This is a genomic window from Streptomyces subrutilus, assembly GCF_001746425.1.
GTDB lineage: Bacteria > Actinomycetota > Actinomycetes > Streptomycetales > Streptomycetaceae > Streptomyces > Streptomyces subrutilus_A.
Window position 1 is genome coordinate 2,204,259 of the sequence record NZ_MEHK01000001.1, and the last position, 26,655, is coordinate 2,230,913.

General features: G+C 71.0%; 23 protein-coding genes. 8 read left to right on the forward strand and 15 right to left on the reverse strand.

All coding sequences use genetic code 11. The features are described from left to right. Positions 1 to 108: 108 nt before the first annotated feature. Positions 109 to 1,086 carry an HNH endonuclease signature motif containing protein gene (locus BGK67_RS10965; RefSeq protein ID WP_244291188.1) on the reverse strand — a complete coding sequence of 326 codons (978 nt, stop codon included), beginning with the start codon at positions 1,084 to 1,086 and terminating at the stop codon, positions 109 to 111. Positions 1,087 to 1,321: 235 nt separating this feature from the next. Between BGK67_RS10965 and BGK67_RS10970 the strand changes: the two genes are divergently transcribed. From BGK67_RS10970 to BGK67_RS11000, 7 genes are all read left to right on the forward strand, one after another. Beyond that, positions 1,322 to 2,020: a DNA cytosine methyltransferase gene (locus tag BGK67_RS10970; RefSeq protein WP_069919901.1), complete on the forward strand. Its 699-nt coding sequence runs from the start codon at positions 1,322 to 1,324 to the stop codon at positions 2,018 to 2,020. Next, on the forward strand, positions 2,017 to 2,904 hold the full coding sequence (locus BGK67_RS10975; protein WP_069919902.1) for a bifunctional DNA primase/polymerase: 888 nt from the start codon (positions 2,017 to 2,019) through the stop codon (positions 2,902 to 2,904). Before BGK67_RS10970 ends, BGK67_RS10975 begins: the two co-directional genes overlap by 4 nt. 346 nt (positions 2,905 to 3,250) lie before the next feature. After that, complete coding sequence (locus BGK67_RS10980) at positions 3,251 to 4,792, forward strand: YfjI family protein (protein ID WP_069919903.1); 1,542 nt, start codon at positions 3,251 to 3,253, stop codon at positions 4,790 to 4,792. A 371-nt stretch (positions 4,793 to 5,163) separates the two neighbouring features. Next, complete coding sequence (locus tag BGK67_RS10985) at positions 5,164 to 5,331, forward strand: excisionase family DNA-binding protein (protein ID WP_244291189.1); 168 nt, start codon at positions 5,164 to 5,166, stop codon at positions 5,329 to 5,331. A gap of 71 nt (positions 5,332 to 5,402) precedes the next feature. Continuing rightward, positions 5,403 to 6,587: a site-specific integrase gene (locus tag BGK67_RS10990; RefSeq protein ID WP_069919904.1), complete on the forward strand. Its 1,185-nt coding sequence runs from the start codon at positions 5,403 to 5,405 to the stop codon at positions 6,585 to 6,587. Between the two features lie 146 nt (positions 6,588 to 6,733). Continuing rightward, complete coding sequence (locus BGK67_RS10995; protein ID WP_069919905.1) at positions 6,734 to 7,930, forward strand: UDP-N-acetylglucosamine--N-acetylmuramyl-(pentapeptide) pyrophosphoryl-undecaprenol N-acetylglucosamine transferase; 1,197 nt, start codon at positions 6,734 to 6,736, stop codon at positions 7,928 to 7,930. Further along, entirely contained in the window at positions 7,927 to 8,922 is a 996-nt protein-coding gene (locus tag BGK67_RS11000; RefSeq protein WP_069919906.1) for an SDR family NAD(P)-dependent oxidoreductase, read from the forward strand. Before BGK67_RS10995 ends, BGK67_RS11000 begins: the two co-directional genes overlap by 4 nt. A gap of 18 nt (positions 8,923 to 8,940) precedes the next feature. On the opposite strand, the gene BGK67_RS11005 is transcribed toward BGK67_RS11000, so the two are convergent. From BGK67_RS11005 to BGK67_RS39980, 5 genes are all read right to left on the reverse strand, one after another. Next, positions 8,941 to 10,530 carry a Na+/H+ antiporter gene (locus BGK67_RS11005; RefSeq protein WP_069919907.1) on the reverse strand — a complete coding sequence of 530 codons (1,590 nt, stop codon included), beginning with the start codon at positions 10,528 to 10,530 and terminating at the stop codon, positions 8,941 to 8,943. Positions 10,531 to 10,760: 230 nt separating this feature from the next. Then, positions 10,761 to 11,198, reverse strand: a complete 438-nt coding sequence (locus BGK67_RS11010; RefSeq protein ID WP_069923783.1) for a GNAT family N-acetyltransferase — start codon at positions 11,196 to 11,198, stop codon at positions 10,761 to 10,763. A 44-nt stretch (positions 11,199 to 11,242) separates the two neighbouring features. Next, positions 11,243 to 12,184 (reverse strand): RluA family pseudouridine synthase, encoded by a 942-nt coding sequence (locus BGK67_RS11015; RefSeq protein WP_069919908.1) that lies wholly within the window; start codon positions 12,182 to 12,184, stop codon positions 11,243 to 11,245. Between the two features lie 41 nt (positions 12,185 to 12,225). Beyond that, on the reverse strand, positions 12,226 to 12,786 hold the full coding sequence (lspA, locus tag BGK67_RS11020; RefSeq protein ID WP_069919909.1) for a signal peptidase II: 561 nt from the start codon (positions 12,784 to 12,786) through the stop codon (positions 12,226 to 12,228). 99 nt (positions 12,787 to 12,885) lie between these two features. Next, complete coding sequence (locus tag BGK67_RS39980) at positions 12,886 to 13,938, reverse strand: TraR/DksA family transcriptional regulator (protein ID WP_069919910.1); 1,053 nt, start codon at positions 13,936 to 13,938, stop codon at positions 12,886 to 12,888. Between the two features lie 575 nt (positions 13,939 to 14,513). Here BGK67_RS39980 and ileS point away from each other — a divergent pair. Beyond that, positions 14,514 to 17,693, forward strand: a complete 3,180-nt coding sequence (ileS, locus tag BGK67_RS11030) for an isoleucine--tRNA ligase (protein WP_069919911.1) — start codon at positions 14,514 to 14,516, stop codon at positions 17,691 to 17,693. A 257-nt stretch (positions 17,694 to 17,950) separates the two neighbouring features. Here the strand turns inward: ileS and BGK67_RS11035 are convergent, their stop codons facing one another. The 9 genes from BGK67_RS11035 to ftsW form a co-directional block, all read right to left on the reverse strand. After that, positions 17,951 to 19,138 carry a DivIVA domain-containing protein gene (locus BGK67_RS11035; protein ID WP_069919912.1) on the reverse strand — a complete coding sequence of 396 codons (1,188 nt, stop codon included), beginning with the start codon at positions 19,136 to 19,138 and terminating at the stop codon, positions 17,951 to 17,953. 82 nt (positions 19,139 to 19,220) lie between these two features. Then, positions 19,221 to 19,517: a YggT family protein gene (locus BGK67_RS11040; protein WP_069919913.1), complete on the reverse strand. Its 297-nt coding sequence runs from the start codon at positions 19,515 to 19,517 to the stop codon at positions 19,221 to 19,223. Between the two features lie 60 nt (positions 19,518 to 19,577). Beyond that, the gene (locus BGK67_RS11045) at positions 19,578 to 20,201 is read right to left on the reverse strand and encodes a cell division protein SepF (RefSeq protein ID WP_069919914.1); all 624 of its coding nucleotides are present in this window, start codon (positions 20,199 to 20,201) and stop codon (positions 19,578 to 19,580) included. Between the two features lie 149 nt (positions 20,202 to 20,350). Next, positions 20,351 to 21,070, reverse strand: a complete 720-nt coding sequence (locus BGK67_RS11050) for a YggS family pyridoxal phosphate-dependent enzyme (protein WP_069919915.1) — start codon at positions 21,068 to 21,070, stop codon at positions 20,351 to 20,353. A gap of 3 nt (positions 21,071 to 21,073) precedes the next feature. Next, on the reverse strand, positions 21,074 to 21,805 hold the full coding sequence (gene pgeF / locus BGK67_RS11055; protein ID WP_244291190.1) for a peptidoglycan editing factor PgeF: 732 nt from the start codon (positions 21,803 to 21,805) through the stop codon (positions 21,074 to 21,076). Then, complete coding sequence (gene ftsZ, locus BGK67_RS11060) at positions 21,802 to 23,007, reverse strand: cell division protein FtsZ (RefSeq protein WP_069919917.1); 1,206 nt, start codon at positions 23,005 to 23,007, stop codon at positions 21,802 to 21,804. The genes pgeF and ftsZ overlap by 4 nt, the downstream gene beginning before the upstream one ends. Before the next feature lie 278 nt (positions 23,008 to 23,285). Further along, positions 23,286 to 24,122: a cell division protein FtsQ/DivIB gene (locus tag BGK67_RS11065; protein WP_069919918.1), complete on the reverse strand. Its 837-nt coding sequence runs from the start codon at positions 24,120 to 24,122 to the stop codon at positions 23,286 to 23,288. 31 nt (positions 24,123 to 24,153) lie between these two features. Further along, positions 24,154 to 25,248: an undecaprenyldiphospho-muramoylpentapeptide beta-N-acetylglucosaminyltransferase gene (gene murG, locus BGK67_RS11070; RefSeq protein ID WP_069919919.1), complete on the reverse strand. Its 1,095-nt coding sequence runs from the start codon at positions 25,246 to 25,248 to the stop codon at positions 24,154 to 24,156. Positions 25,249 to 25,254: 6 nt separating this feature from the next. Beyond that, complete coding sequence (gene ftsW, locus BGK67_RS11075; RefSeq protein WP_069919920.1) at positions 25,255 to 26,616, reverse strand: putative lipid II flippase FtsW; 1,362 nt, start codon at positions 26,614 to 26,616, stop codon at positions 25,255 to 25,257. Between the last annotated feature and the right edge of the window lie 39 nt (positions 26,617 to 26,655).

Below are 26,655 nucleotides of genomic sequence, written 5' to 3' on the forward strand. Positions count from 1 at the left end.
CCGCCAAGCAGACATGACGAGGGCGACTCCATCGGAAAGTCACGCGGAACATCTCCGCAGCCGGCATGTTCGGCCACGCTTCCAGCCACATCAAGCACGGCTGAAGGGTCAGACGGTGAGCGTGGTCTGGGTTCCGGTGTTCTGGCCGGGGATGGTGGCCTGGTTCTGGGCGCGGTGCATGGCCCAGTGCTCCCTGACCCACTTCTGGTGCTTCTTGTCGAGGGCCACGGTCAGCGGCTGGCCGTGGAGCTTGTCGTAGACGGGGTAGGCCCGCGTCTCCGCCGTGACGTCGAGGGTGAACGTGGTCGGGTCGATCGCGATCTGCCCGAGGTCGAAGAGCCGGTGGACGTCCTTGCGGAGCAGCAGGCCGCCGGACTCGGCGTGCTCCTGCTTCGCGGCGTAGCTGTAGAGGTGGGCGGCGTCCAGGACGGCGGCGGGCATCGGGCCGGTGAAGGCGCAGACCTCGCCGAAGGAGTCCAGCAGGGAGGCGCGGAACACGGCCTGGCCCTTGCGGACCCGGACCATGCGTTCGCTGTGGCCGCCGGTGATGACCTTGCGGGCCTTGTCGACGATGTTCAGGGAAGTGGCGTTCTTGCCGGTCTCCACCCGGGTCCGGAAGTCGTCCCAGCGCAGGCGCCGCAGGGCGTTCTGTGACTTGGGCTGCTCGCACAGGGCGCGCAGTTCCGGGGCGGTGACCTGGCCGCGCAGGTCGATCCAGCCGGCCTCGTGCTGGCTGCGGTAGGTCGTCACGTCCACCGTCGCGACGTGTCGGTTATCGAACTCGAACTTGCAGGACTCGGTCCAGCACCGGTACTTCGGCGTCATCGTCTTGCGCTCGGCGATGTCGGCCTTGCCGCACTTGGGGCAGGAGCTGACGTCGGCCGTGCCGGTCCCGGTCTTGATGTCCTCGATGACGGACAGGCCCAGCAGGGTCTTCCCGTCCCACAGCACGATCGTGTCCCCGACCGCCACGGTGGCCGAGTTCGGCACCCGGCTGTTCCAGCTGTAGTGCGTCGAGGGGTGGTCGTCGTACCCCTGTCCCACGCGCTTGGGGTCCTCACCCAGGTACATCAGCCACGCCGTCAAATTCGACTCCTTCAACGCCCGGTATCCGTCCCTGGTCACCGGCCGCGCAAGGCGTGCCGGTCGGACGGCTCACGTGCTCAACGTATCGGGCACCACTGACACTCCCGCCCCGCCGCGATCTCCTCCGCCGCGGGACACCTACGCCCCTCGGGCGCGGGAAAGGGCGGCCCCCTCTCGGCAAAAAGACCGGGGCCGCCCTCATACCAGCACGACCGACGCACTGGAGGCATCCAGCATGACTCACCTCATCCCGATCCCGCGACAGCGCAGGCCCCGGGTCTTGGACCTGTACTGCCACCGCGGCGGCATGGGCTTCGGCTACCACCAGGCCGGCTTCGACGTCACCGGCGTCGACCTCGACCCCGACTGCGCCACCGAGTACCCGTTCACCTTCATCCACGGCGACGCCATCGACTACCTCCTCGCCCACGGCCACGAGTACGACCTGATCCACGGCTCCCCGCCCTGCCAGGCCTACAGCCCCCTCAACGCCTACAACCACAAGACCTACCCCGACCTCATCGCCCCCACCAGGGCCGCGATGATCCGAGTCGGGCGCCCGTACGTCATCGAGAACGTCGAGGCCGCCCGCCCCGAACTGGTCGAACCGACGCTGCTGTGTGGGCCGATGTTCGGCCTGCGCATGTACCGCCACCGGCTCTTCGAGACCTCCTTCCCCCTCACCCCACCGACGCACCCGACCCACGGACCGCTGTGCACGAGGAACGGCTACCTCCCCACCATCGAGCGGCCGTTCATGACCATCACCGGCGGCCGCCACTCCAAGGCATGGCAGCAGGCGGCCGCCGAAGCCATGGGCACCCCGTGGATCACAACGGTTCGAGGGGTCTGCGAGGCCATCCCGCCCGCCTACGCCCGCTGGATCGGCGAGCAGGCCCTAACCCACCTCACCGCCGGGGTAGTGGCCGCATGAGCGACACCCTGACCGCCGCGCTCTCAGTCGCCGAACGGGGCTGGCCCGTCTTCCCGCTCCGGCCCGGATCGAAGATCCCCGCTCTCCACAGGCAGGAGCGGTGCCCCCGCACTGACGGATGCGCCGACGGGCACCTGAAGTGGGAGCAGCGAGCGACCACTGACCGGGCCGCGATCGTCCGCTGCTGGACGCACAAGCCGTACAACATCGGCCTGGCCACCGGCCCCGCCGGACTCATCGTCATCGACCTCGACAGGCCCAAGCCCGACAGCGGTCAGGACGCACCTGGCGGCGCGGAGAACTGGTTGGCGCTCTGCGAGCGCGCCGGCCAGCCTGTCCCGGCCACCCGCACCGTGCGGACGCCCTCCGGTGGCACCCACCTGTACTTCACCGCCCCCGACCACGCCCGCTTGGGGAACACGGCGGGCAAGCTGGCCCTGCTCATCGACACGCGTGCCCACGGCGGATACGTCGTTGCCCCCGGTAGCACCACCGCGGCCGGAACCTACGAGGTCACCGACCCGTCTCCTGTCGTTGAACTGCCCGCTTGGTTGCTTTCGCTGCTCCAGCCTCCGGCACCACGCTCGGTGCCTCTCCGGATGCCGGGAGCGGTCCGCGGCGGAAGTGCGGCCCGCGCGGCTCTGCACGCCGAGTGCGAGGCCGTCCGCCAGGCACCCGCGCATCAGGCGAACAACACGCTCAACCGCAGCGCCTTCAAGGTGGGGCGCTTCGTCGCATGGGGCGACATCCCCCGTGAGGAGGCCGAGGAGGCCTTCCAAGCGGCGGGGGAGGAGCGTGGACTGACCGTGGCCGAGTGCCGCTCCACGATCCGCTCCGCCCTCGACAGCTCCGCCCGCACGGTCCGCGCACGGCAGACGGCATGAGCGACCAACTCCCGCTCCCCTTGGAAGGCCTGCCCTCCACCCCTGCCGGCATCAGCCGCACCAAACCGACCCCCGCCCCCCGCGGTGGTGGCGCGCTGAGGGTCGTCGCCGAAGGCGTCCCTTCATCTGTTCGCCCTGACCCGCATGCCGACGGCAGGCGCCGGCCGGTGGCCTGGCTGCACATTGTGGCCCCGCCCTCGTACGGCGCGAGCCCGAGTGTCCGCTCCTGGTGCTCGTGTGGGCGCGACCTCTTCGCCGCCGGACGCGCCCGCGCGCTTGCGCTCATCGCAAACCACGAAGAGCACCGCACTTCTTGCTCCCGCCTCAACCAGCGAAGGGAGGCCGCATGACTCCGCACGACCCCGAGCTGTGGGCCGGGTTCGATGAGATGACCCCAGAGGACATCGCCGGGCCCGGGTGGGACGAGCCCGTACCGCTCAACCCGCGCGGGCAGCTCCCCGCCTTCCCTGTGGATGCTCTGCCCGGCTGGCTCGCCGCCATGACCGCCGGCGTCGCCGAGGAGACCCAGACGCCCGTCGACCTCGCCGGGTGCCTGGCTCTCGCCGTCGTCGGGGCCGCCGCCGGCGGGCGCCTGACGGTGACCGTGCGGGGGCAGTGGAGCGAACCGGTCAACCTCTACACCGCCGTGGCCCTGCCTCCCGGCAACCGCAAGAGCGCCGTGTTCGGCCTCATGACCAAGCCTCTCCTCGCCGCCGAGAAGGCCCTCATCGAGCTCACGGCACCCCAGCGGGCTGAGGCCGCAGCCTCCGCCCGGATCTCGAAGGCCGCGTCCGAACGGGCTGAGAAGCTGGCGGTCAACGCAGATCCCGAGAAGCTGGCCGGCCTGACCGCCCAGGCTATCTCGCTGGCCGAGGCCGCCGAGCGAGCCGTCGTTCCAGCGGAGCCGCAGCTTGTCGCTGACGACGTCACGGCCGAGAGCCTGACCAGCCTCCTCGCCCAGCAGGACGGACGCATCGCGATCCTGTCCCCCGAGGGTGAGATCTTCGAGATCATCGCCGGACGCTACTCCGGCGTCCCCAACATGGGGATCTTTCTCAAGGGCCACGCCGGCGACATGGCACGCGTCAACCGCCAGGCCCGAGACGCCCAGTACATCGAGAACCCCGCCATCACCATGGGCTTGGCCGTCCAGCCGGACGTCCTGGACTCCATCGGCCAGATCAAGGGCGCCGACGGACGCGGCCTCCTCGCCCGCTTCCTGTACTCCAAGCCCAAATCCCTCGTCGGTTACCGCAACCTCACCCCCGAACTCCTCAGCCCCGACACCGCCGGCACCTACGCCAAGACCCTTGGGCACCTGGCCCTGACTTTGGCGGGCTGGACCGAGACCGCCGCACTCACCCTCACCCCCGAGGCGGACGCGATCCTCCTCGCCTACCAGCGCGTCACCGAATCGCGCCTCGGCAAGGACGGCAGCCTCGCGCCGATCGTGAACTGGGCCAGTAAGCGCGACGGCGCCGTCGCCCGCATCGCCGGCCTCCTCCACCTCGCTGCCTACCCCGAGGCCGCCTGGACCCGGCCCATCGCCGCCTCCACCATGGCCGCGGCCACCCGCCTCGGGGACTACTTCACCGCCCATGCCCTAGACGTCTTCAACGCCATGAAGGCCGACCCCGCCCAGGAAGCCGCCCACACCGTCCTGACCCACCTGAGCGAGACCCGAACCGGGTCCTTCACCAAGCGCGACCTCTTCCGCGCGATGCCCCGAAGCGAGTTCCCCGCCATGAGCGACCTCGACCCTGCCCTGGACCTCCTGGAGGAACACGGCTGGGTCCGCCAGCAGCCCCCGCCGCCCCGCACCACACGCGGCGGCCGGCCCCCCCCCCCCCGCTACGAGACCCACCCCCGCATCACCCCTGCCGTCTGAAAACCCCCAACCCACTGACAGAACTGACAGAACCTCCCGACCAGCCATCTGACCTGCGGAAACGAGCACTTTCGGAGCTCTGACAAAACCTCCGAGAACTCTGACAGAACTCCAAAAACCTCGCCGCGACCGAACCGTCTGGCCTGACAGAACATAGGTTTCCGAGGTTCTGTCAGAGTTCTTTGAGGTTTTGTCACGCGCGCCAAACCTGCCAAAGCGGCAGGTCAGGGGCCACATGGCGAGGTTCTGTCAGTTCTGTCAGCGATTCCAGCCCTCCGACAGGGCTGGAATCGGCCGACTGACAACTCACGGACCGGAAGGAACGTCATCACGTGGAACTGATGGTCGTACCTGAGAGGCGGCTACACAGCGTGGAAGAAGCCGCAGAACTCCTCAACGTCGGCCGCTCCACAGCGTTCGAGGAGATCCGACTCGGTCGCCTGCGGACGGTCCGAGTCGGCAGGCGACGGCTCGTACCCACGGAGTATGTCGACGAGTACGTCGAACTCCTCAAGCACGAGGCGCAGGCCGCCGCGTAGCAGCAACCAAACCCATTACGGGGCCGCACCGATGCCGGTGCGGCCCCGTCCTCATGCTTGAAAGGTGCTCGATGGACGACGAGAGCACGCCGGGCCGGAAGGCAGCCAACGGCGAGGACTCGATCTACTGGGACAAGTCCAAGGGGCGCTTCATCGGGGCTGTTTCCCTGGGCTACACCCCTGCGGGGAAGCGCCACCGTCCCAAGGTGTCCGGCAAGACGAAGACCGAGGTGCGGCGGAAGCTACGGGAGCTCCGCAAAGAGCTGGAGCAGGGAGCCAAGGCACCCGCCCACCACACCGTGAAGCAGGCCGTGGAGACCTGGCTGGCGCAAGGACTCAAGGGCAGGGCTCCAAAGAGCCTGGAGACCTACCGCTACCTGGCCGCGACGCACATCTACCCGTCCCTCGGCGCGGCCAAGGTGCGCTTGCTGGAGGCGGACACGCTGGACGAATGGCTTGACGAGAAGGCCGAGGTACTAGCCACCAGTTCGTTGCGGCTGCTGCTTTCAGTCCTGCGGCGGTCCATTGCGCATGCGCAGAGGCGTGGCCGGGCAACGCGCAACGTGGCCGAGTTGGTCGCGGTGCCGGAGGGGCGGCCCGGTCGGCCCAGCAAGTCCCTGACCCTGGAGCAGGCAACCGCGTTGCTCAGCGCCCAGGAGGGGAAGTGGATCCACGTGTACGTGGTCGTGTCGCTCCTGGTGGGGACGCGTCCGGAGGAGACGCGTCCCTTGACCTGGGCCCACGTCCACATCGCGCCGAACGACGGCAGCAAGCCGCACATCGACGTGTGGCGGTCCGTGCGAAGGACCGGGGACACGAAGACGCGGAAGAGTCGGCGTTCCCTGGCCATGCCGAAGCAGGCGGTGGAGGTGCTGGAGGGGCATCGGAATCGGCAGCAGGCCCAGTTCAAGGCCGCCGGCAAGACCTGGACTGAGCAGGGCCTCGTCTTTCCGTCAAGGGTGGGCCGTGTGATGGACGCCAGCAGTGTGCGCATCAACCTGCGCTCACTGCTGAAGGAAGCTGGATTCAACAATCCGGCAGAGTGGACGACCCGGGAGCTGAGGACGAGCTTCGTCTCCCTGCTCTCAGACCACGGGGTGCCCATCGAAGCGATCTCCCGGCTGGTTGGGCACAACGGGAGCAACACGACGGAACGCGTGTACCGCAAGCAGATCCGGCCCGTTATCACCGAAGGTGCCGAGGCGATGGACGAGATCTTCTCCCGCGGCCACGATGGCGACGCTGAAGCACCTTAAGACCGTCCAAATATGGCTCGTGGCTCCCGGATTGGCTCCCTCGGAGCGGCACGGATGCTGTCGGGAGGGCCTGAACTGCGGCTATCCGCTGGGGGCGCCGGATCCGCTCTTAGAACCTTCTTAGGGCGCACCGGGAGTGTGCGGGCATGACCACTCGAAGCACGCGACACAAGCCCGCGGCGCTCTCCGTCGTGATTGGTGCGGGCGGCACCGGCGGGCACATCTACCCGGGGCTCGCCCTCGCCGAGGCGCTGCGCGCGGCCGTCCCCGGCGCCGTGGTCTCGTTCATCGGGACCGAGCGGGGCCTGGAGACCGAGCTGATCCCGGGCGCCGGCTACCGCCTGCACACCGTCGACATGATCCCCTTCGACCCGGCGCTGGGCGCGAGGCGCTACCTGCTGCCCGCGGCGCTGCTGAAGTCGGCGCACCAGGCCCGGTCGGTGATCCGGGCCCAGGGTGCGCAGGTCGCCGTCGGCATGGGCGGCTACCCGAGTGCGCCCGCCGTGCTCGGGGCGCGGCTGGCCGGGCTGCCCGCCGTGATCCACGAGTCCAACGCGGTGCCGGGCCGCGCCAACCGGTTCGCCGCCCGGCTCACCCCGCACGTGGCGGTGGCCTTCGACCGCAGCCGGGGCCGGCTGGCGGGCGGGGAACGGGCGCTGACCACCGGGATGCCGATCTCCGCGGCCCTGTCCGGGCTCGCGGAACTCGCCGCGCCCGCCCGGGCGGCGCTGCGCGCCGAGGCGCGGCGGGCGCTCGGGGTCCCCCTCGGGCGGCGCCTGGTCGTCTTCAACGGCGGCAGCCTGGGCGCCGTCCGCCTGACCCGGGCCGCCGCCGCGCTGGCCGGGCTGTGGCAGCACCGGGACGACGTACAACTGCTGGTCAAGACGGGTCCGGCGGCGCTCGCGGACACCGTCGCCGAGCTCGCGGCGTCCGGCGGGCAGCGCATCGCGCGGGCCCTGCCGTACCTGGACCGGATGGACCTGGTGTACGCGGCCGCCGACCTCGTGGTGTGCCGGGCCGGTTCGGCGACGGTCGCGGAGCTGGCGGCGACCGGCGTCCCGGCCGTCCTCGTCCCCTACCCGTACGCCCCGGGCGACCACCAGACCCACAACGCGCGGGTGCTGTCCGACGCGGGCGCCGGGCTGCTGCTGCCCGACGCGGAGACCACCGCCGAACGGCTCGCCGCGCTCGTCGGCCCGCTGCTGGCCGATCCGGCCCGGCTGGCGTCCATGGCCGGCGCCGCCGACCCCGGCCCGCACGCGCGGGCCGCGGAACTGCTGGCCGCGGAGGTCCTCCGCGTGGCCGGCCTCCCCCTCCCCCTCCCGGCTCTGGAGCGCATATGAACAGCTGGACCGACCGCACCGTCCTCGTCACCGGCGCCGAGGGCTTCATCGGCTCGACGCTGGTGGACCTGCTGGTGGCCCGGGGCGCGCGGGTGCGGGCCTTCGTGCACTACAAGCCCTACGCGGAGAAGGGACACCTCGCGCGCTACCTCGCGGACCCGGACGGCCCGGTGGAGATGTGGGCGGGCGACATCCGCGACGCGGGCCGGGTCAGCGACGCGGTGGCGGGCTGCGACACCGTCTTCCACCTGGCGGCGCTGATCGGGATCCCGTACAGCTACGCCTCGCCGGGCGCGTACGTGCAGACGAACGTGACGGGCACGCAGAACGTGGCGGAGGCCTGCCGCCGCCACCGCGTCCGCCGCCTCGTGCACACCTCCACCAGCGAGGTCTACGGCACGGCCCGCACGGCGCCCATCGCCGAGAGCCACCCGCTCCAGCCCCAGTCCCCGTACTCGGCGTCCAAGATCGGCGCGGACATGATGGCGCTCTCCTTCCACCACGCCTTCGAGCTGCCGGTGACGGTGGTGCGCCCGTTCAACACCTACGGGCCGCGCCAGTCGGCGCGCGCGGTGATTCCGACGATCCTGGCCCAGCTGCACGCGGGTTCGAGGGAGATCCACCTGGGCTCGCTCGCCCCGACCCGGGACTTCACGTACGTGACGGACACGGCCGCCGGCTTCCTGGCGGTGGCGCAGTGCGACCAGGCGCTGGGCGAGGTGGTCAACCTGGGCAGCGGCGAGGAGATCTCCATCGGCGACCTGGCCCGCGCGCTGATCACCGCCTCGGGCCGGGACGCGGAGGTGGTCGTGGACCCCTCCCGGCTGCGCCCCTCGGGCAGCGAGGTACAGCGGCTCCTCTCGGATAACTCCCGCGCCCGCGACTGGGCGGGCTGGAAGCCGCAGGTCCCCCTCACGGAGGGCCTGCGGCGCACCTCGGACTGGATCGCGGCGAACCTCGCCCTCTTCGCCCCGGACCGCTACCAGGTCTAGGGCCTCCCGGCCACAGCACTAGCTCCGCAGGCTCCGCACGTCCAGGTACCGCAGCACCCGGTCCACGATCTCCGGATCGGCGCCGGGTTCGCTGCGGGCGGAGAGCACCTCGTGGCGGGCGGCCGACATCATCTCGCGCTGGATCCGCTGCACGTCCCGGATCCGTGCCACCCGCTGCACGTACGCCTCCCGCCGCTCCTCGTCCACCATCTCGGGGCTGATCCGGGCCCCCACGTCGTAGGCGCGCCGGTACAGCGTCTCCACCAGGTCCTCGGGGAGGTCCTCCACCTCCTCGATCTCCTTCAGCCGCCGCTTCGCGGCCTTCGCGGCGCGGATCGCCAGCTGCCGTTCGGTCTCCTTCTCCGCGTCGGAGTCGGCCTCCACCCCGAGCCGGCGCACCAGCCACGGCAGGGTCAGCCCCTGCAGGACCAGCGTCGCCATGATCACGGCGAAGGCGATGAAGACGATCTCGTCCCGCGCGGGGAAGGGGTCGCCCGCCTCCGTGCGCAGGGGGATCGCGATGGCCAGGGCCACGGAGGCCACTCCCCGCATCCCGGCCCACCACATGACCACGCTCTCCCGCCAGCTCAGCGGGATCTCCTCGTCGTAGTCGCGCCGTGTGTGCAGCCGCTTGGCGAGCCAGCCGGCCGGCAGCAGCCAGACCAGCCGTACGCCGACCACGACCCCGATCACGGCCGCCGCCCACCCGGCCATCTCCCACTCGCGCCCGTGCGCCGTGCCGAACACGTTGTGCAGCTCCAGCCCGATCAGCCCGAACGCCACCCCCGTGACCAGCATGTCGACGACCTCCCAGAAGGTGTGCCCGGCGAGCCGCCCCAGCACGTCGTCGGCGTCGTTCGCGTACTCGGCCAGGAACAGGGCGGTCGTCAGCACGGCCAGCACCCCCGAGCCCTGCATCTCCTCGGCCACCACGTACGCGACGAACGGCACGAGCAGCGTGAGCCCGATCTGCAGCGTGGCGTCGCCCAGCAGCCCCATCAGCCGGTTGGCGGCCCAGCCGAGCGCGAGCCCGACGGCGACGGCGACGACTGCGGACAGCACGAACTCGCCGAGCGCGTCCGGCCAGGAGAAGCTCCCGCTGACGGCGGCGGCCACGGCCACGTGGTAGAGCACGATCGCCGTCACGTCGTTGAAGAGCCCCTCGCCCTCCAGGATCGAGACCATGCGGCGGGGCAGCCCGAGCGATCCGGCCACGGCCGTGGCGGCGACGGGGTCGGGCGGGGCGACGAGCGCGCCGAGCGCGACGGCGGCGGCGATGGGCAGCCCGGGCACGATGGCGTGCGCGGTGGCGGCGACGGCCGCGGTCGTGACGAACACCAGGGCCACGGCGAGCAGCAGGATCGGCCGGACATTGGCCGCGAACTGCCGCCAGGAGGTCCGCTGCACGGAGGCGTACAGCAGCGGCGGCAGCACGAGCGGCAGGATGAGCTCGGGCGGGATGTCGACATTGGGCACGGCGGGCACCCACGCGAGGGCGGCTCCGCCGATGGTCATGAGCACGGGTGCGGGCAGCCCGAGCCGGTCTCCGAGCGGCACTGTGACCACGGCCCCGAGCAGCAGCACGAACAGGAGAGCAAGCTGATCCACTCCCCCACCCTGCCAGGCCGCCGCGCCCGGCTCGTGCGGTGACGGGGCCGCACCGGCAAATCCAGCCCCGCCGGCGAGGGAGGCGCGGAGTCTGGGGCGGAGCCCCGGCAGCGGCGCCGCCCGAATGCGGCCACCGGCCCACCGTTGGCGCCCGGGGCCGGGCCCACGGGCGGCGGCACCCCGGCGTCAGTGCCCACGGCAGCGGTGCCCGCGGCAGCGGCACCCCGGGGTCAGTGCCCCGGGCTCCCCGCGAGGGGGCGCCGCATGGCCCGGTGCGCGATGCCCGCGTCCTGGAACTCCGGGCCGTACGCCGCGTATCCGAGCCGCTCGTAGAAGCCGAGCGCCTGCGTCTGCGCGCCGAGGTCCACGGCCGTCAGCCCCAGCCGGACCGCCTCGGCCTCGATCGCGCGGACGAGCGCGGCGCCGACGCCCAGCCCGCGCGCGGCCTTGCGTACGGCCAGCCGCCCCAGCGAGCCGACCGCCGGGTCACCGGTCTTGGCGCGGGCCGCGGGCCCGTGCAGCAGCCGCCCGGTGCCCAGCGCGACCCCGTCCGGCCCCAGGGCCAGGACGTGTACCGCGTCCGCGTCGTACGCGTCGTACTCGATCGACTCCGGCACGGACTGCTCGCCGACGAACACCTCGGTCCGGACCGCGAAGCACGCCGCCATGTCCGCCTCGCCCGAGGCCACCCGGACCGTGAAGGCGGCGGACGTCACTCGCTCTCGGCCCGGATCACGTCCAGCGCGTGCTGGAGGTCCGCCGGGTAGGTGCTCTCGAACTCCACCCACTGGCCGTCCGACGGGTGCTCGAAGCCCAGCCGCACCGCGTGCAGCCACTGCCGGGTCAGACCCAGCCGCTTCGCCACCGTCGGGTCCGCGCCGTACGTCAGGTCGCCGACGCAGGGGTGCCGGTGCGCAGCCATGTGCACGCGGATCTGGTGCGTACGCCCGGTCTCCAGCTTGATGTCCAGCAGCGAGGCGGCGCGGAAGGCCTCGATCAGGTCGTAGTGGGTGACCGACGCCTTGCCGTCCTGGGTCACGGCCCACTTGTAGTCCGCGCTGGGATGGCGGCCGATCGGCGCGTCGATCGTGCCGCTCATCGGGTCCGGGTGGCCCTGCACCAGCGCGTGGTAGCGCTTGTCCACGACGCGCTCGCGGAACTGGTTCTTCAGCGAGGTGTAGGCCCGCTCCGACTTGGCGACGGCCATCAGGCCGGACGTGCCGACGTCGAGGCGGTGCACGATGCCCTGGCGCTCGGCGGCGCCGGAGGTCGAGATCCGGTAGCCGGCGGCGGCGAGGCCGCCGATGACGGTGGTGCCGGTCCAGCCGGGGCTCGGGTGGGCGGCGACGCCCACCGGCTTCATGATGACGACGATGTCGTCGTCGTCATGGACGATCTCCATGCCGGGGACGGGCTCGGCGACGACCTCGACCGGCCGCGGCGGCGCGGGCATCTCGACTTCGAGCCAGGCGCCACCGTGCACGCGCTCGGACTTCCCGACGACACTGCCGTCGACCGACACCTTCCCCGCGGCCGCGAGCTCGGCCGCCTTCGTCCGGGAGAAACCGAACATACGGGCGATGGCGGCGTCGATGCGCTCGCCCTCGAGGCCATCGGGAACGGGCAGGGTGCGGATCTCGGGAATCGTACTCACCTGTCGAGTATGCAGGACTCGGCAGGGGAGCTTTCCCGCGATCAGTCCTTGTGGACGGTCCCGTCCGGGTCCAGCCCCCGGAAGGAGAGCAGGACGATCAGGATGCCGCCGCACACGATCGCCGAGTCGGCGAGGTTGAAGACGGCGAAGTGGGCGGGCGCGATGAAGTCGACGACCGCGCCGCGGAACACGCCCGGCGAGCGGAAGATCCGGTCGGTCAGGTTGCCCAGCGCCCCACCGAGCAGCAGGCCCAGCGCGATCGCCCACGGCAGGCTGTAGAGCTTGCGCGCCAGCCGCATGATCACCACGATCACGGTGGCCGCGATGAAGGTGAAGATGATCGTGAAGGCCTCGCCGAAGCCGAAGGCGGCGCCCGCGTTGCGGACCGCCTCGAACCTCAGCACGTCGCCGATGATCTCGATCGGCGGCTGGTGCTCCAGCTTCGCCACGACCAGCATCTTGCTGCCGAGGTCCAGCAGGTACGCGAGGAGGGCCACGACGAGCAGGGCCACGATCCGCCGGTGCCCCTTGGGCCCGGCGGACTCCGGCTGGGTGTCGTCCCCGACGTCCGGCGTACCGATGATGCGCTCCGCCTCTGCCACGTGAGTCCCTCGAACTGGATCTGACCAGGCTCCTGCTTGGACCCTGACGAGACACGAGGGTACGCCAGGGCACCCGCCCACCGCCCGCCCCCCGCCCGCCTAGTGCCGGCGCTCCTGCTTCTGCTTGCAGTCCACGCACAGGGTGGCGCGCGGGAAGGCCTGCATCCTGGCCTTGCCGATGGGCTTCCCGCAGTTCTCGCAGATCCCGTAGGTGCCCGCCTCCAGGCGTTCCAGGGCCCGCTCGGTCTGCTCCAGCATCGAGGTGGCGTTCGCCGCGAGGGCCAGCTCGGACTCCCGGGTGATGTTCTTGGTGCCGGTGTCGGCCTGGTCGTCGCCCGCGCCGTCGCCCGAGTCCCGCATGAGGCCCGAGATGGCCACTTCCGAGGCGTCGAGCTCGGCGCGCAGCCTGAGCACCTCGCTCGTCAGCTCGCTGCGGGCCTCGTCGACCTCGCCCTGGGTCCAGGGGTCCTCCCCGGGCCGTACGGCGAGCTCACCGGGCGTGGTGGCCGCAGTGACCCTCGTCTTGGGCAGTCCGCTGGTCGCGGCCGCGGCCGTCTTCCTCGCCGCACCGGTGCTCTTCTTGGCAACCACTTTCCCGACTCCCGTCTTCTCCGCGGCCTGCGCCGCCCCCTCGGCCCCGGCCGGTTTGGCCGTGGCCTGCCGCTTCGCGACGGCAGTCGCCTTCTCGGCGGCGCTCGCCTCCTTGGACGGCGTCTTGCCCGCGGCCACCGCCACGGCGGCGGCCGCCTTCTTCGCGGATGCCTTCGTCGTCGTCGGCGCCTTCTTCGCCGGGACCTTCTTCGTGGCCGTCTTCTTGGCCGCGGCCTTGGCCGCCGCCTCCTTGACCGCCGTCTTCTTCACGGCCGTCTTCACGGCCGTCTTGTTCACGGCCGTCTTCTTCACGGCCGTCTTCTTCACGGCCGTCTTCTTCACGGCCGTCTTCTCGGCCGCCGCCGTCTTGGCCGGCGTCCTGCCCGCCGCCGCGTCGGCCGGCGCCTTCTTGGCAGTCGCCGCCTTCTTCGCGACAGCCTTCCTCGCGACGGCGTTCTTCGCGACAGCCTTCTTCGCGGTCGACTTCTTCCCGCTCGCCTTCTTCACGGGTGCTTCGGCCAGCGCCTCTCCGGCAGTACCGGCGGTCTTCTTCGCCACCATGGCCGCGGCCCCTTCACATACTGTGATCTTTGCTCGCGAATCGTGCCGGAACGATAAATCGGCTCCAGCCCTGCGGCAACGGGGCACGCATCCATCGAGGCCAACCTGCATCCGTTGTGCCCATCCGCAGCCCCGGTAATCCGCCCCACGCGCCCCACGGGAGCCCGTACCGGCGCGTAGGCCCGTTCGGGTCACCCGGGCGGCCCTCCCGCGCCCCCGCCACGCCGTGCCGGCCGCGCCCGCGCGGGCGCCCGTAAACCGGTCTGCCGAGCGCCCCCAGGCCCCGTACACTGGCCCCAGCGAAAGGCATGGATGGGGACGAGTAGCGTCGGACGCAGCCAGGAGCGACCCGGGGACGGTGAGAGCCCGGGGGCGAGCGCGATGTGAAGGATCACCCCGGAGCCGCCGGAAGAAAGCCGTACGGATCCCCGTAGGGCCGGTAGAACCGGCTTCGCACCCCAATGAGGGGGCCACCGGACCCGTCCGGCGGCCAAGGAGGGTGGTACCGCGGGAGCAGCAGCGCTCTCGTCCCTCCGGACGGAAGTGACATCCCGCCGGAGGAAGAGCTCAGCCTCATGACCACACCGCCGCAGTACCGCCCGGTCCCCGCCCAGGTCGACCTGCCCGCACTCGAACACGCCGTCCTCGACTTCTGGCGCGAGAGCAAGACCTTCGCCAAGACTCTGGAGCAGTCCGAGGGCCGCCCCGAGTGGGTCTTCTACGAGGGCCCGCCGACCGCGAACGGCATGCCCGGCGCCCACCACATCGAGGCCCGCGTCTTCAAGGACGTCTTCCCCCGGTTCCGCACCATGCGCGGCTACCACGTGGCCCGCAAGGCCGGCTGGGACTGCCACGGCCTGCCCGTCGAGCTCGCCGTCGAGAAGGAGCTCGGCTTCAACGGCAAGCAGGACATCGAGGCGTACGGCATCGCCGAGTTCAACGCCAAGTGCCGCGAGTCCGTGACCCGCCACACCGACGCGTTCACCGAGCTCACGACCCGGATGGGCTACTGGGTCGACCTGGACGACGCCTACCGGACCATGGACCCCGAGTACGTCGAGTCCGTGTGGTGGTCGCTCAAGGAGATCTTCAACAAGGGCCTGCTCACCCAGGACCACCGCGTCGCCCCCTGGTGCCCCCGCTGCGGCACCGGCCTGTCCGACCACGAGCTGGCGCAGGGCTACGAGACGGTCGTCGACCCCTCGGTCTACGTCCGCTTCCCGCTGACCTCCGGCCCCCTCGCCGGCGAGGCGGCGCTGCTGGTCTGGACGACCACCCCCTGGACCCTGGTGTCCAACACGGCCGTCGCCGCGCACCCCGAGGTCACGTACGTCGTCGCGACGAACGGGACCGAGAAGCTGGTCGTCGCCCAGCCGCTGCTGGAGAAGTCCCTGGGCGAGGGCTGGGAGGCCACCGGCCTGACCTTCACGGGCAAGGAGATGGAGCGCTGGACGTACCAGCGGCCCTTCGAGCTGGTCGAGTTCCCGAGCGTCAGCGAGGGAACCGATGGAAGCCGTCCGGCCGAGGCCCACTACGTCGTGAACGCCGAGTACGTCACGACCGAGGACGGCACGGGTCTGGTCCACCAGTCCCCCGCCTTCGGCGCCGACGACCTCGCGGTCTGCCGGGCGTACGGCCTGCCCGTCGTGAACCCGGTCCGCCCCGACGGCACCTTCGAGGAGGAGGTCCCGCTGGTGGGCGGCGTCTTCTTCAAGAAGGCCGACGAGAAGCTGACCGCCGATCTCGACGCCCGCGGCCTGCTCTTCAAGCACATCGCCTACGAGCACAGCTACCCGCACTGCTGGCGCTGCCACACGGCCCTGCTCTACTACGCGCAGCCGTCCTGGTACATCCGCACCACCGCCGTCAAGGACGCGATGCTGCGGGAGAACGAGAAGACCAACTGGTTCCCGGACTCGGTCAAGCAGGGCCGCTTCGGCGACTGGCTGAACAACAACATCGACTGGGCGCTGTCCCGCAACCGCTACTGGGGCACCCCGCTGCCGATCTGGCGCTGCGAGGAGAACCACCTCACGTGCGTCGGCTCGCGCGCCGAGCTGAGCGAGCTGTCCGGCGAGGACCACTCCGGCCTGGACCCGCACCGCCCGTACATCGACGACGTGACCTTCACCTGCACCCACGAGGGCTGCTCCCTGGAGGCCGTGCGCGTGCCGGAGGTCATCGACGCCTGGTACGACTCGGGTTCGATGCCGTTCGCGCAGTGGGGCTACCCGTACAAGAACAAGGAGATCTTCGAGAAGCGCTATCCGGCGCAGTTCATCTCGGAGGCGATCGACCAGACCCGCGGGTGGTTCTACACCCTCATGGCGGTCGGCACCCTGGTCTTCGACAAGTCCTCCTACGAGAACGTGGTCTGTCTGGGCCACATCCTCGCCGAGGACGGCCGCAAGATGTCCAAGCACCTGGGCAACATCCTCCAGCCGATCCCGCTGATGGACCAGCACGGCGCGGACGCGGTGCGCTGGTTCATGGCGGCCGGCGGCTCCCCGTGGGCGGCCCGCCGCGTGGGCCACGGCACGATCCAGGAGGTCGTCCGCAAGACCCTCCTCACGTACTGGAACACGGTCGCCTTCCAGGCGCTGTACGCCCGTACGTCGAACTGGGCGCCCTCGGCCTCCGACCCGGCCCCGGCGGACCGCACGGTCCTGGACCGCTGGCTCCTGTCGGAACTGCACACCCTCGTCGCCGAGGTCACCGACGCGCTGGAGTCGTACGACACCCAGCGCGCGGGCAAGCTGCTGTCCTCCTTCGTCGACGACCTGTCGAACTGGTACGTCCGCCGCTCGCGCCGCCGCTTCTGGCAGGGCGACGCCGCGGCCCTGCGGACCCTGCACGACGTGGTCGAGACGGTCACCCGCCTGATGGCGCCGCTGACCCCCTTCATCACGGAGCGGGTCTGGCAGGACATGATCGTCCCGGTGACCCCGGAGGCCCCCGAGTCGGTGCACCTCTCGTCGTGGCCGGTCGCGGACACGGGGGCCATCGACCCCGCCCTGTCGCAGCAGATGCTGCTGGTACGCCGCCTCGTGGAGCTGGGCCGCGCGACGCGCGCCGAGTCCGGAGTCAAGACCCGCCAGCCGCTCTCGCGGGCGCTGGTCGGCGCGGTGGGCTTCGACGCGCTGTCCCCGGAGCTCCAGGCACAGATCACGGAGGAGCTGAACGTCTCCTCCCTGGCCTCGCTCTCGGAGGTCGGCGGCTCCCTGGTGGACACCACGGCCAAGGCCAACTTCCGTGCGCTGGGCAAGCGTTTCGGCAAGGGCGTCCAGGACGTGGCGAAGGCGGTGGCCGCGGCCGACGCGGCGGCCCTGTCGCTGGCGCTGCGCTCGGGCGGGGCCTCGGTGGAGGTGAACGGCGAGTCCGTCACCCTCACCCCGGAGGAGGTCATCATCACCGAGACCCCGCGCGAGGGGTGGTCGGTGGCGTCCGACTCCGGTGCGACGGTCGCCCTCGACCTGGAGATCACCCCCGAGCTGCGGCTCGCGGGTCTGGCGCGTGACGCGATCCGCCTGATCCAAGAGGCCCGGAAGAACTCCGGCCTCGACGTGGCGGACCGGATCGCCCTGCGCTGGACCTCCACGGACCCGGAGGTCACGACGGCCCTGTCGGACCACGCGGCGCTGATCGCGGACGAGGTCCTGGCCACGGACTTCGCCTCGGGCGAGGCCGACGCCACGTACGGCGAGGCCTTCACGGACGACTCCCTGTCCCTGGCCTTCCGCCTCCGCAAGGCATAACGGCCGACCGAAGAGGCCCGCACCCCCGGCCGGGGGTGCGGGCCTCTTCGTCTCACCCCACGGCGCTCCGCGCCGCGCCTCGATCGCCGGCGGGGCCGGCAGGGCACGACCCGCCCCGCCGGCGTTTGAGCCGCGGGGACCCGGGGGCAGCGCCCCCGCAACGGCGCGCACCCGGCAACGGAAACGGGCCGGGCCCGGTACCCCGCGAGGGGAACCGGGCCCGGCCCGAACTGCTGACGCCGCGCGAGGCGTACCGCCTAGTTGTCGTCCTCGTCGATCAGGAAGCCCCGCATGGGAGACGGCGCCTGCTGCATCGGCTGCGGCGCGGCCGGCCGCACCGGAGCCATCGGCTGGGTCATCGCCGGGGACATCTGCTGCTGGCCGCCGTACGACGGGCCGCCCATCGGGGAGGGACCGCCCATGGGGGACGGGCCGCCCATCGAGGGACCACCCATGGAGTGCCCCATCGCACCGGCCGGAGCCATCGAAGGCGACGGCGACGGCGGGAGCGCCGGACCGGCCGGGTTCCGCGGCGGGGCCAGGGAGTCGTCGGCCTGGGTCTCGAGCTGGCGCAGCTGCGACTCCAGGTACGACTTCAGGCGCGTACGGTACTCACGCTCGAAGCCCCGCAGGTCCTCGACCTTGCGCTCCAGCGTGGCGCGGGCGGACTCCAGGGAGCCCATCGCGACGCGGTGCTTCTCCTGCGCGTCCCGCTCCAGCGCGTCGGCCTTGGCGCGGGCGTCCCGCTCCAGGCCCTCGGCGCGCGAACGGGCCTCGCCGACGATCTTGTTGGCCTCGGAGCGGGCCTCCGCGATCGCCTGGTCGGCGGTCTGCTGCGCCAGCGACAGGACACGGGCGGCGCTGTCGCCGCCGGGACCCTGCTGCGGGAGCTGCTGCGGCTGCTGGTGCATCGGCTGACCCATGGGCTGCATCTGCTGCCCCATCTGCTGCATCTGCTGGCCCATGGGCTGCATCTGCTGGCCGAGCGGGTTCTGGCCGCCCATGGACTGCTGACCCATGCCCTGCGGTCCGCCCATGGGGTGCTGCTGCATGGGGCCGCCCATGCCCGGACCCTGCGGTCCGTGTCCGCCGGGGCCGGCGGGCAGCTGCGGCTGGCCGCCCGGCAGCTGCGGCGGGCCCATCTGCTGCTGCTGCTGTTGCTGCTGCTGCTGCGGCGGGCCGGATATGGCCGCGGGCACGGGGGCGCCGGGGCCGCGCTGGTCCTGGGGTTCCGGCTTGCGCATGCCCTGCTGCTGCTGGTTCTGCGCGGCGGCACGCGTGGCGGCGGCCAGCTTGGCGCGCAGGTCCTCGTTCTCGCGCAGCAGGCGCGTCAGCTCGGATTCGACCTCGTCGAGGAAGGCGTCGACCTCGTCCTCGTCATAGCCTTCTCGGAGGCGGACGGTCGTGAACTGCTTGTTCCGCACGTCCTCGGGAGTCAGCGGCATGTCTTCTTCACCTCTACGTAGTCGTCGGCAGTCGGCAAGACCGTATCGGGACTGTCCCCGCGCGCGCGGAGAAGTTCATCGTTCACACGCTTCTCGCAGCGGTGCTCACGAAGCTGATGAGGATGTAAACGATGATCATCAGAACGAAGAAGGACAGGTCGAGTGCCACGCCCCCGAGACGCAACGGCGGGATGAACCGCCGAAGAAGCTTGAGCGGTGGATCGGTAAGAGTGTAGGTGGCCTCCAGGACGACCACCATCGCCTTGCCGGGTGCCCATGAACGTGCGAACTGGAACACGTAGTCCATGACCAGTCGGAAGATCAGCACGATGAGGAAGCACACCAGCACGATGTAGACCACCTCTAGCGCGATGCCCATCCCGTGCTTCCCTCTCCCCGTTTCCCGCTCTGTTCCCGGTCCCGTATCTGACGGATCGGTCTAGCTTTGGTTGAAGAACCCGCCCTCCGCGATGCGGGCCTTGTCCTCCGCCGTGACATCGACGTTAGCAGGCGACAGCAGGAACACCTTCTGTGTCACGCGTTCAATGCTGCCGTGCAGGCCGAAGACCAGACCGGCGGCGAAGTCCACGAGACGCTTCGCGTCGGTGTCGTCCATCTCCGTGAGATTCATGATCACCGGGGTGCCCTCACGGAAGTGTTCCCCGATGGTACGGGCCTCGTTGTAGGTCCGGGGGTGCAGCGTCGTGATGCGGTACGGCTCCCGCTCGGAGACGACCTTGGGCATGATCACGGGGGCGTTCTTCTCCAGGTTGGTGCGGTCAGGTGTGATGGATGCCACGGGGGCGATTCGCGCAGGACGTCCGTTTTCCACCGGAATTGGGATGGCTTCCCGCTGCGCCGGAGGCTGTACGGATCGCACCGGTTCGTCCGCTACGGGCGATTGGTGCACGGGCTGACGGTCCCGCTCACGAGCCCGGTCCCGCGGCCGCTCCGGTTCCGGCTCGGGCTCGAACTCGTCGTCGGGGTCGTACCCCGGGTTGTCGTACCGGTCGTCCTCCACGAGGCCGAGGTAGACCGCCATCTTGCGCATCGCGCCGGCCATTCTCCGAGTCCTCCGCTCTGTGGTGGATCGCCCTGTCGCAGGTGCCGCTGTGTCACGAATGTCACCAACTGCCCGCGATCCACGTGGTCTGCCCGCCCATCAGCGGTAATGACCATATTTTCTGCTGTGGTCCGACTTTCTTGGCGACGTTACCCGAGCCGGGGTCTCGCGCCGAGTACCGCAGTGCCGACGCGTACATGTGTCGCACCGGCCATAACGGCCTGTTCCAGATCAGTGCTCATCCCGGCCGACACCATCGTGGCAGCCGGATGGTCCCCGCGCAGGCGGGATGACAATTCCACCAGCCGCTCGAAAGCGGCCCGTTCGCGTCCGGCGTACGGACCGGACAGCGGGGCGACGGTCATCAGGCCGTCGATCCGCAGTCCGGGCGCCCCGGCGACGAGGTCCGCCAACTCCGCGAGCTGCTCGGGCGCAGCGCCGCCGCGCGATCCCCGCGCGCCCGACTCGGCGTCGAGGGCGATCTGCACGAGGCAGCCGAGTTCGCGGCCCGCGTTCACGGCGGCCGCCGACAGTGCGGTCACGAGCTTGGAGCGGTCGACCGACTGCACCACGTGCGCGTATCCCGCCACGGAACGGACTTTGTTCGTCTGCAACTGGCCGACGAAGTGCCAGCTGAGCGGCAGATCCGCGCAGGCGGCGGCCTTGGGGGCGGCGTCCTGGTCACGGTTTTCCGCAACATGACGGATGCCCAGCTCCGCCAGGAGTCGTACGTCGCTCGCGGGATAGGTCTTGGTGACCACGATGAGCGTCACCTCTTCCCGCTGGCGCCCCGCGGCCGCGCAGGCGGACGAGATACGTTCCTGCACCCGCGCCAGGTTGTCCGCGAGCTCCGACTTACGGTCCGTCATTTCCTATTCCAACCAGACATATCCGGCGAGCCGCCCCGTCACCCGGTCGCGGCGGTACGAGAAGTGGTCCCGCGACTCCAGTGTGCAGACCGCCGATCGGAGCCGATCGGTCACCCCCGCCTCCGCGAGCTGGGCGTGCACCCCCGCGACCACGTCCACGGCCGGGGTACCCCAGCTGGTCTCGGCCCGGGCGGCCGGCACCGCCCCGGACACCTCGTCCCGCATCGCGGCGGGCACCTCGTAGCAACGGCCGCAGACCGCGGGCCCGGTCCGGGCCACGATCCGCCCGGGCTCCGCGCCGAGGGCGACCATCGCCTCCACCGCGGCGGGGACCACTCCGGCGACCAGTCCGGGCCGCCCGGCGTGGGCCGCCCCGGCGATCCCGGCGACGGGGTCCGCCAGCAGGACCGGTGTGCAGTCGGCGGTGAGCACGGCGAGGGCGAGCCCCCGGCGGGCGGTCACCACCGCGTCCACCGCGGGGATCTCCGCGTCCGGCCCCCAGGGGCCGTCGACCACCGCGACATCGCGGCCGTGCACCTGGTTCATCCAGACCACCAGGTCCGGGTCGAACCCCAGGGACCCGGCCGCGCGTGCCCGGTTCGCGCGAACGGCGGCCGGGTCGTCTCCGACCGCGCCGCCGAGGTTGAGCTCTTCGTACGGAACGGCGCTCACCCCGCCCCACCGGTCGGTGAAGGCGAAGTGGGCGCCGCCCACGTGATGCTGCTCCGGTGTCACTTCAAGAAGTCCGGGACATCCAGTTCCTCGGCCGGGCTGTCCTGGTACGGCCGGGCCGTCGGGACCTGCGGCGCGGGGGCCTGGGCCTCGGCCGGAGCCGCCTCGACCGGAGCCGGGGGGTCCTCGCGCGGGGTGACCGTGCCGAGTCCGCCGAAGGCCGGGCGGGCCGGCTCGGCGGCGCGGACCGGAGCCGGGGCCGGCTCCTCGCGCTTGGTGGACGCGGCGCCGATGACGTTGTCCCGGCGGGCCGGGGGCTGTCCGCCGTCGAACCCGGCCGCGATGACGGTGACCCGCACCTCGTCGCCGAGCGCGTCGTCGATGACGGCGCCGAAGATGATGTTCGCCTCGGGGTGCGCCGCCTCGCTCACCAGCTGCGCGGCCTCGTTGATCTCGAAGAGACCGAGGTCCGAGCCGCCGGAGATGGAGAGCAGCACGCCGCGGGCGCCGTCGATGGACGCCTCGAGCAGCGGCGAGGAGATCGCCATCTCGGCGGCGGCCACCGCGCGGTCGTCGCCGCGGGCCGAGCCGATGCCCATCAGCGCCGAGCCCGCCTCGGACATCACGGACTTGACGTCGGCGAAGTCGAGGTTGATCAGACCCGGGGTGGTGATGAGGTCGGTGATGCCCTGGACGCCCGAGAGCAGGACCTGGTCGGCCGACTTGAACGCGTCGAGCACGCTGACCTGGCGGTCCGAGATGGACAGCAGCCGGTCGTTGGGGATGACGATGAGGGTGTCGACCTCTTCGCGGAGCTCGGCGATGCCGTCCTCCGCCTGGTTCGCGCGGCGCCGGCCCTCGAAGGTGAAGGGCCGGGTGACCACACCGATCGTCAGGGCGCCCAGCGAGCGCGCGATGTTGGCGACCACGGGCGCGCCGCCCGTGCCGGTGCCGCCGCCCTCACCGGCGGTGACGAAGACCATGTCGGCCCCCTTGAGGACCTCTTCGATCTCCTCGCGGTGGTCTTCTGCCGCCTTGCGGCCGACGGCCGGGTTGGCGCCGGCGCCGAGGCCCCGGGTGAGTTCGCGGCCGACGTCGAGCTTGACGTCGGCGTCGCTCATCAACAGCGCCTGGGCGTCCGTGTTGATGGCGATGAACTCGACGCCCTTGAGACCGACCTCGATCATTCGGTTGATGGCATTGACACCACCGCCGCCGACACCGATGACCTTGATGACTGCGAGGTAGTTCTGCGGTGCTGCCACGTCGAAGGCCTCTCGCCTCGAGTTACGTGTCGCCGCCTCGCGGGCCTGCGTTGCGACGACTGATGCCGAAATGGGGCGGTTCGAACGCGCCGACCCGAACCCTCACCCTGAAGTTTAGGGTTAGGGGTGTGTCTGTTCTCTGGACTCTTCCGAACAGGACACTAAGTCGACAAGTAGCGCGTGTTCAACGAACACGCCGAACCTCCCGTTTTTCTTTTCACCCTATGTGATCACCCGTATCGCTGGCCAACCAGGGTGCGCCGCTGTTCGACCGGACGTCAACTCCCGGACACCGCAGGGGCGGTGGAAACGCTCACGTCGAAGTGCGCGGCCTTGGGAGCGGCCTTGAGCAATGCGGTCAGGGCGCGCCCCTTCGCCTCGCTCTGTTCGCCGCTCCCCCACGCCACGGTCCGGCCGCGGGTGAGCAGCAGCACCACCGAATCGTACGAACCCACCCTGACCTGCGAGGTCTCCCTGGCGATCGGTTCCGGAAGGGATCCGGCGACGAGTACCGCCTCGTGCAGCAGCCGCTCCTCGTCGAAGCGGCGGGCGCTCGGCGACTGCTTCGCGTTCAATTCGAGGACCGGAACGCCCTCGGGTGCTTTCGGAACCGTGTCGAATCGCACACCTGAAGCGTCCACTTCCACGAAGTTGGTGTCCTTTTTGATGAGCAGGACGGGTTTGCGTTCCGTCACCTTCAGCCCGATCCCGTGCGGCCAGGCCCGCACCACGTCGACCGAATCGATGCGGGAGAGCCGGCCGCGGACGCGGCTCTCGATCTCCTCGGTGTCCACGCCCACCATCGGGGCGCCGACCGGAACGGCCGCCGCGGTCAGCACCTGCTCGGGGGTGAGCACGTCGGTGCCGGTCGCGGTGACCTTCTCCACGCGGAGCCAGGAGGACCCGTAGAGGACCCAGGTGCCGCCCCCGGCGAGGAGCGCCACGGCGGCCAGGGAGGCCAGCAGGGGGCCCCGGCGGCGCAGGCGTGCGCCGGGGCCCCGGGGGCCGGATCCCCGCGGCGGCTTCGGGGCTTTGGGCGGCTTGGGAGAGCCGCCCTTGCGGGCGGACGGGCCGGAGCCCGGGATCCCACGCTGTGCCGTCGTCGCTCCGCCCACTGCTGCGCCTCCTGCGTCCGTGCGTTCCGCCTCAGCGGTTCCGGTGGGCCGCGATCGCCTCGTACACCATGCCGACCAGCAGCTCGTCGGCGTCGCGACGGCCGAACTCACCGGCGGCGCGGGACATCTCGTACAGGCGGTGCGGATCCGACAACACCGGGAGGACCTGGCCGAGCACCCACTCGGGCGTCAGTTCCGCGTCGTCCACGAGCAGGCCGCCGCCGGCCTTCACCACCGGCTGGGCGTTGAGCCGCTGTTCGCCGTTGCCGATCGGCAGCGGGACGTAGGCGGCGGGGAGCCCGACGGCGGACAGTTCGGCGACGGTCATCGCACCCGCGCGGCACAGCATCATGTCGGCGGCGGCGTACGCGAGATCCATCCGGTCCACGTACGGTACCGGCACATAGGGCGGCATCCCGGGCATGTTGTCGACACGCGGCAGTTCGTTCTTCGGGCCGACGGCGTGCAGGATCTGGATCCCGGAGCGCTGGAGGACCGGAGCGACCTGCTGGATCGTCTCGTTGAGGCGCCGGGCGCCCTGCGAGCCGCCGGAGACCAGCAGCGTGGGGAGGTTGGGGTCCAGGCCGAAGGCGGCGCGCGCCTCGGGGCGGACGGCGGCCCGGTCGAGGGTGGAGATGGAGCGCCGCAGCGGGATGCCCACGTAGCGGGCGCCGCGCAGCTTGCTGTCGGGGGTGGAGACCGCGACGGCGTGCGCGTACCGGGAGCCGATCTTGTTGGCCAGTCCGGGCCGGGCGTTGGCCTCGTGGACGATGATCGGCACACCGAGCCGCTTGGCCGCGAGGTAGCCGGGCAGGGCCACGTAGCCGCCGAAGCCGACGACGCAGTCGGCCTTGGTGCGCTCCAGGATCTCCTCGGCGGCCTTGATCGTGCCGCGCAGCCGCCCGGGGACGGTGATCAGCTCCGGGGTGGGCTTGCGGGGCAGCGGCACGGCGGGGATCAGGCCCAGCTCGTAGCCGCGTTCCGGCACGAGGCGGGTCTCCAGCCCGCGTTCGGTGCCGAGGGCGGTGATGCCCACTGAAGGGTCCTGCCTGCGCAGGGCGTCCGCGAGGGCGAGCGCCGGCTCGATGTGGCCGGCGGTCCCCCCACCGGCGAGTACGACATGCACCGAAATTCACCGCTCTCCGGACGGACGCTTCTTGACGCGCCGTCTCATCGACTTCCATCTCAACCCGGTCCGCCTCCAGCCGGTCTTCGGCTGGCGCATCGCGAGCGCCGCGCGCGCCGCCGGCTCCTCCCGCGCGAACGCGATGAGCAGTCCGACCGCGAACATCGTCGGCAGCAGGGCCGACCCCCCGTAGGAGAACAGCGGGAGCGGGACTCCGGCGATCGGCAGCAGGCCGAGCACCGCACCGATGTTGATCACGGCCTGGGCCGTGATCCAGGTGGTCACGCCTCCCGCGGCAAACCGTACGAAGGAGTCCTCCGTGCGTCCGGCCACGCGGATACCCGCATAGCCTAGAGCCGCGAACAGGGCGAGGACCGACAGCGTCCCCGCCAGTCCCAGTTCCTCCCCGGTGATGGCGAAGATGAAGTCGGTGTGGGCTTCGGGTAGTTGCCCCCATTTTTCCACACTGGCACCCAAACCGGAACCGAACCATCCGCCCGAGGCCAGGGCATAGATCCCGTGCACGGCCTGCCAGCAGAGGTCGTTCTTGCCCGGGTCCGTGGCACCGAGGCACTCCAGGCGGTCCATCCGGTGCGGGCTCGTCTTGATCAGCAGCGCGACGATCACACCCGCGAAGACCAGCACCCCGGCGAACAGCCGCGTGGGGGCGCCCGCCAGCCAGAGCAGGCCGAACAGGATGGCGCCGAGGATCATCGCGGTGCCCATGTCCCCGCCCAGCATGATGAGCCCGAGCAGCAGGAAGGCCACCGGGACCAGCGGCACCAGCAGGTGCTTCCACTGGCTGAGCAGGGCCTTGTCGCCCTTGCGCGCCAACAGGTCGGCACCCCACAGGATCAGGGCCAGTTTGCCGAACTCGCTGGGCTGCAACATGAACGGGCCGCCGAGGGAGATCCAGTTCTGGTTGCCGTTGATGGCGACCCCTATCCCCGGAACCTGCACCAGGACCATCAGGAACAGGGTGCCGGCGAGCACCGGATAGGACAGCGCCCGGTGCAGTTTCACGGGCATCCGGGAGGCGACCAGCATCAGTCCGGTGCCGATGAGGGCGGCCAGGAACTGCTTCTTGAAGAAGTACGCGTCCCCCAGGCCGAGCTGGAGCGCTTTGATCATCGAAGCCGAGTAGACCATCACCAGGCCGAGCACGGTGATGAGCAGCGAGCTGCCGAAGATCAGGTAATACGCGGTGAGGGGGCGGTCCCAGGCCTTGCGCAGTTGTTCCTGCGTACGCCTCAGCCGGGTCAGCGGCCCGCGTCCGGCGGGCCGCCTCACGCTCACCGCGGGGCGTTTGCGGCCCTGCGCCTTGACGGCGGACGGCCGCCGCCCCGGCAGCATCTGCTTGGCCGGCATCTGTGATCTTCCCCTCCACTCGTACGGAGCGAGCGCCGG

Excerpts from the sequence above, each read along its gene's own strand:
- BGK67_RS10970 (WP_069919901.1), top strand. The coding sequence starts at position 1,322 with ATGACTCACCTCATCCCGATCCCGCGACAGCGCAGGCCCCGGGTCTTG.
- BGK67_RS10975 (WP_069919902.1), top strand. The coding sequence starts at position 2,017 with ATGAGCGACACCCTGACCGCCGCGCTCTCAGTCGCCGAACGGGGCTGG.
- BGK67_RS10980 (WP_069919903.1), top strand. The coding sequence starts at position 3,251 with ATGACTCCGCACGACCCCGAGCTGTGGGCCGGGTTCGATGAGATGACC.
- BGK67_RS10990 (WP_069919904.1), top strand. The coding sequence starts at position 5,403 with ATGGACGACGAGAGCACGCCGGGCCGGAAGGCAGCCAACGGCGAGGAC.
- BGK67_RS10995 (WP_069919905.1), top strand. The coding sequence starts at position 6,734 with ATGACCACTCGAAGCACGCGACACAAGCCCGCGGCGCTCTCCGTCGTG.
- BGK67_RS11000 (WP_069919906.1), top strand. The coding sequence starts at position 7,927 with ATGAACAGCTGGACCGACCGCACCGTCCTCGTCACCGGCGCCGAGGGC.
- BGK67_RS11010 (WP_069923783.1), bottom strand. The coding sequence starts at position 11,198 with ATGGCGGCGTGCTTCGCGGTCCGGACCGAGGTGTTCGTCGGCGAGCAG.
- BGK67_RS39980 (WP_069919910.1), bottom strand. The coding sequence starts at position 13,938 with ATGGTGGCGAAGAAGACCGCCGGTACTGCCGGAGAGGCGCTGGCCGAA.
- ileS (WP_069919911.1), top strand. The coding sequence starts at position 14,514 with ATGACCACACCGCCGCAGTACCGCCCGGTCCCCGCCCAGGTCGACCTG.
- BGK67_RS11035 (WP_069919912.1), bottom strand. The coding sequence starts at position 19,138 with ATGCCGCTGACTCCCGAGGACGTGCGGAACAAGCAGTTCACGACCGTC.
- BGK67_RS11040 (WP_069919913.1), bottom strand. The coding sequence starts at position 19,517 with ATGGGCATCGCGCTAGAGGTGGTCTACATCGTGCTGGTGTGCTTCCTC.
- BGK67_RS11045 (WP_069919914.1), bottom strand. The coding sequence starts at position 20,201 with ATGGCCGGCGCGATGCGCAAGATGGCGGTCTACCTCGGCCTCGTGGAG.
- BGK67_RS11050 (WP_069919915.1), bottom strand. The coding sequence starts at position 21,070 with ATGACGGACCGTAAGTCGGAGCTCGCGGACAACCTGGCGCGGGTGCAG.
- ftsW (WP_069919920.1), bottom strand. The coding sequence starts at position 26,616 with ATGCCGGCCAAGCAGATGCTGCCGGGGCGGCGGCCGTCCGCCGTCAAG.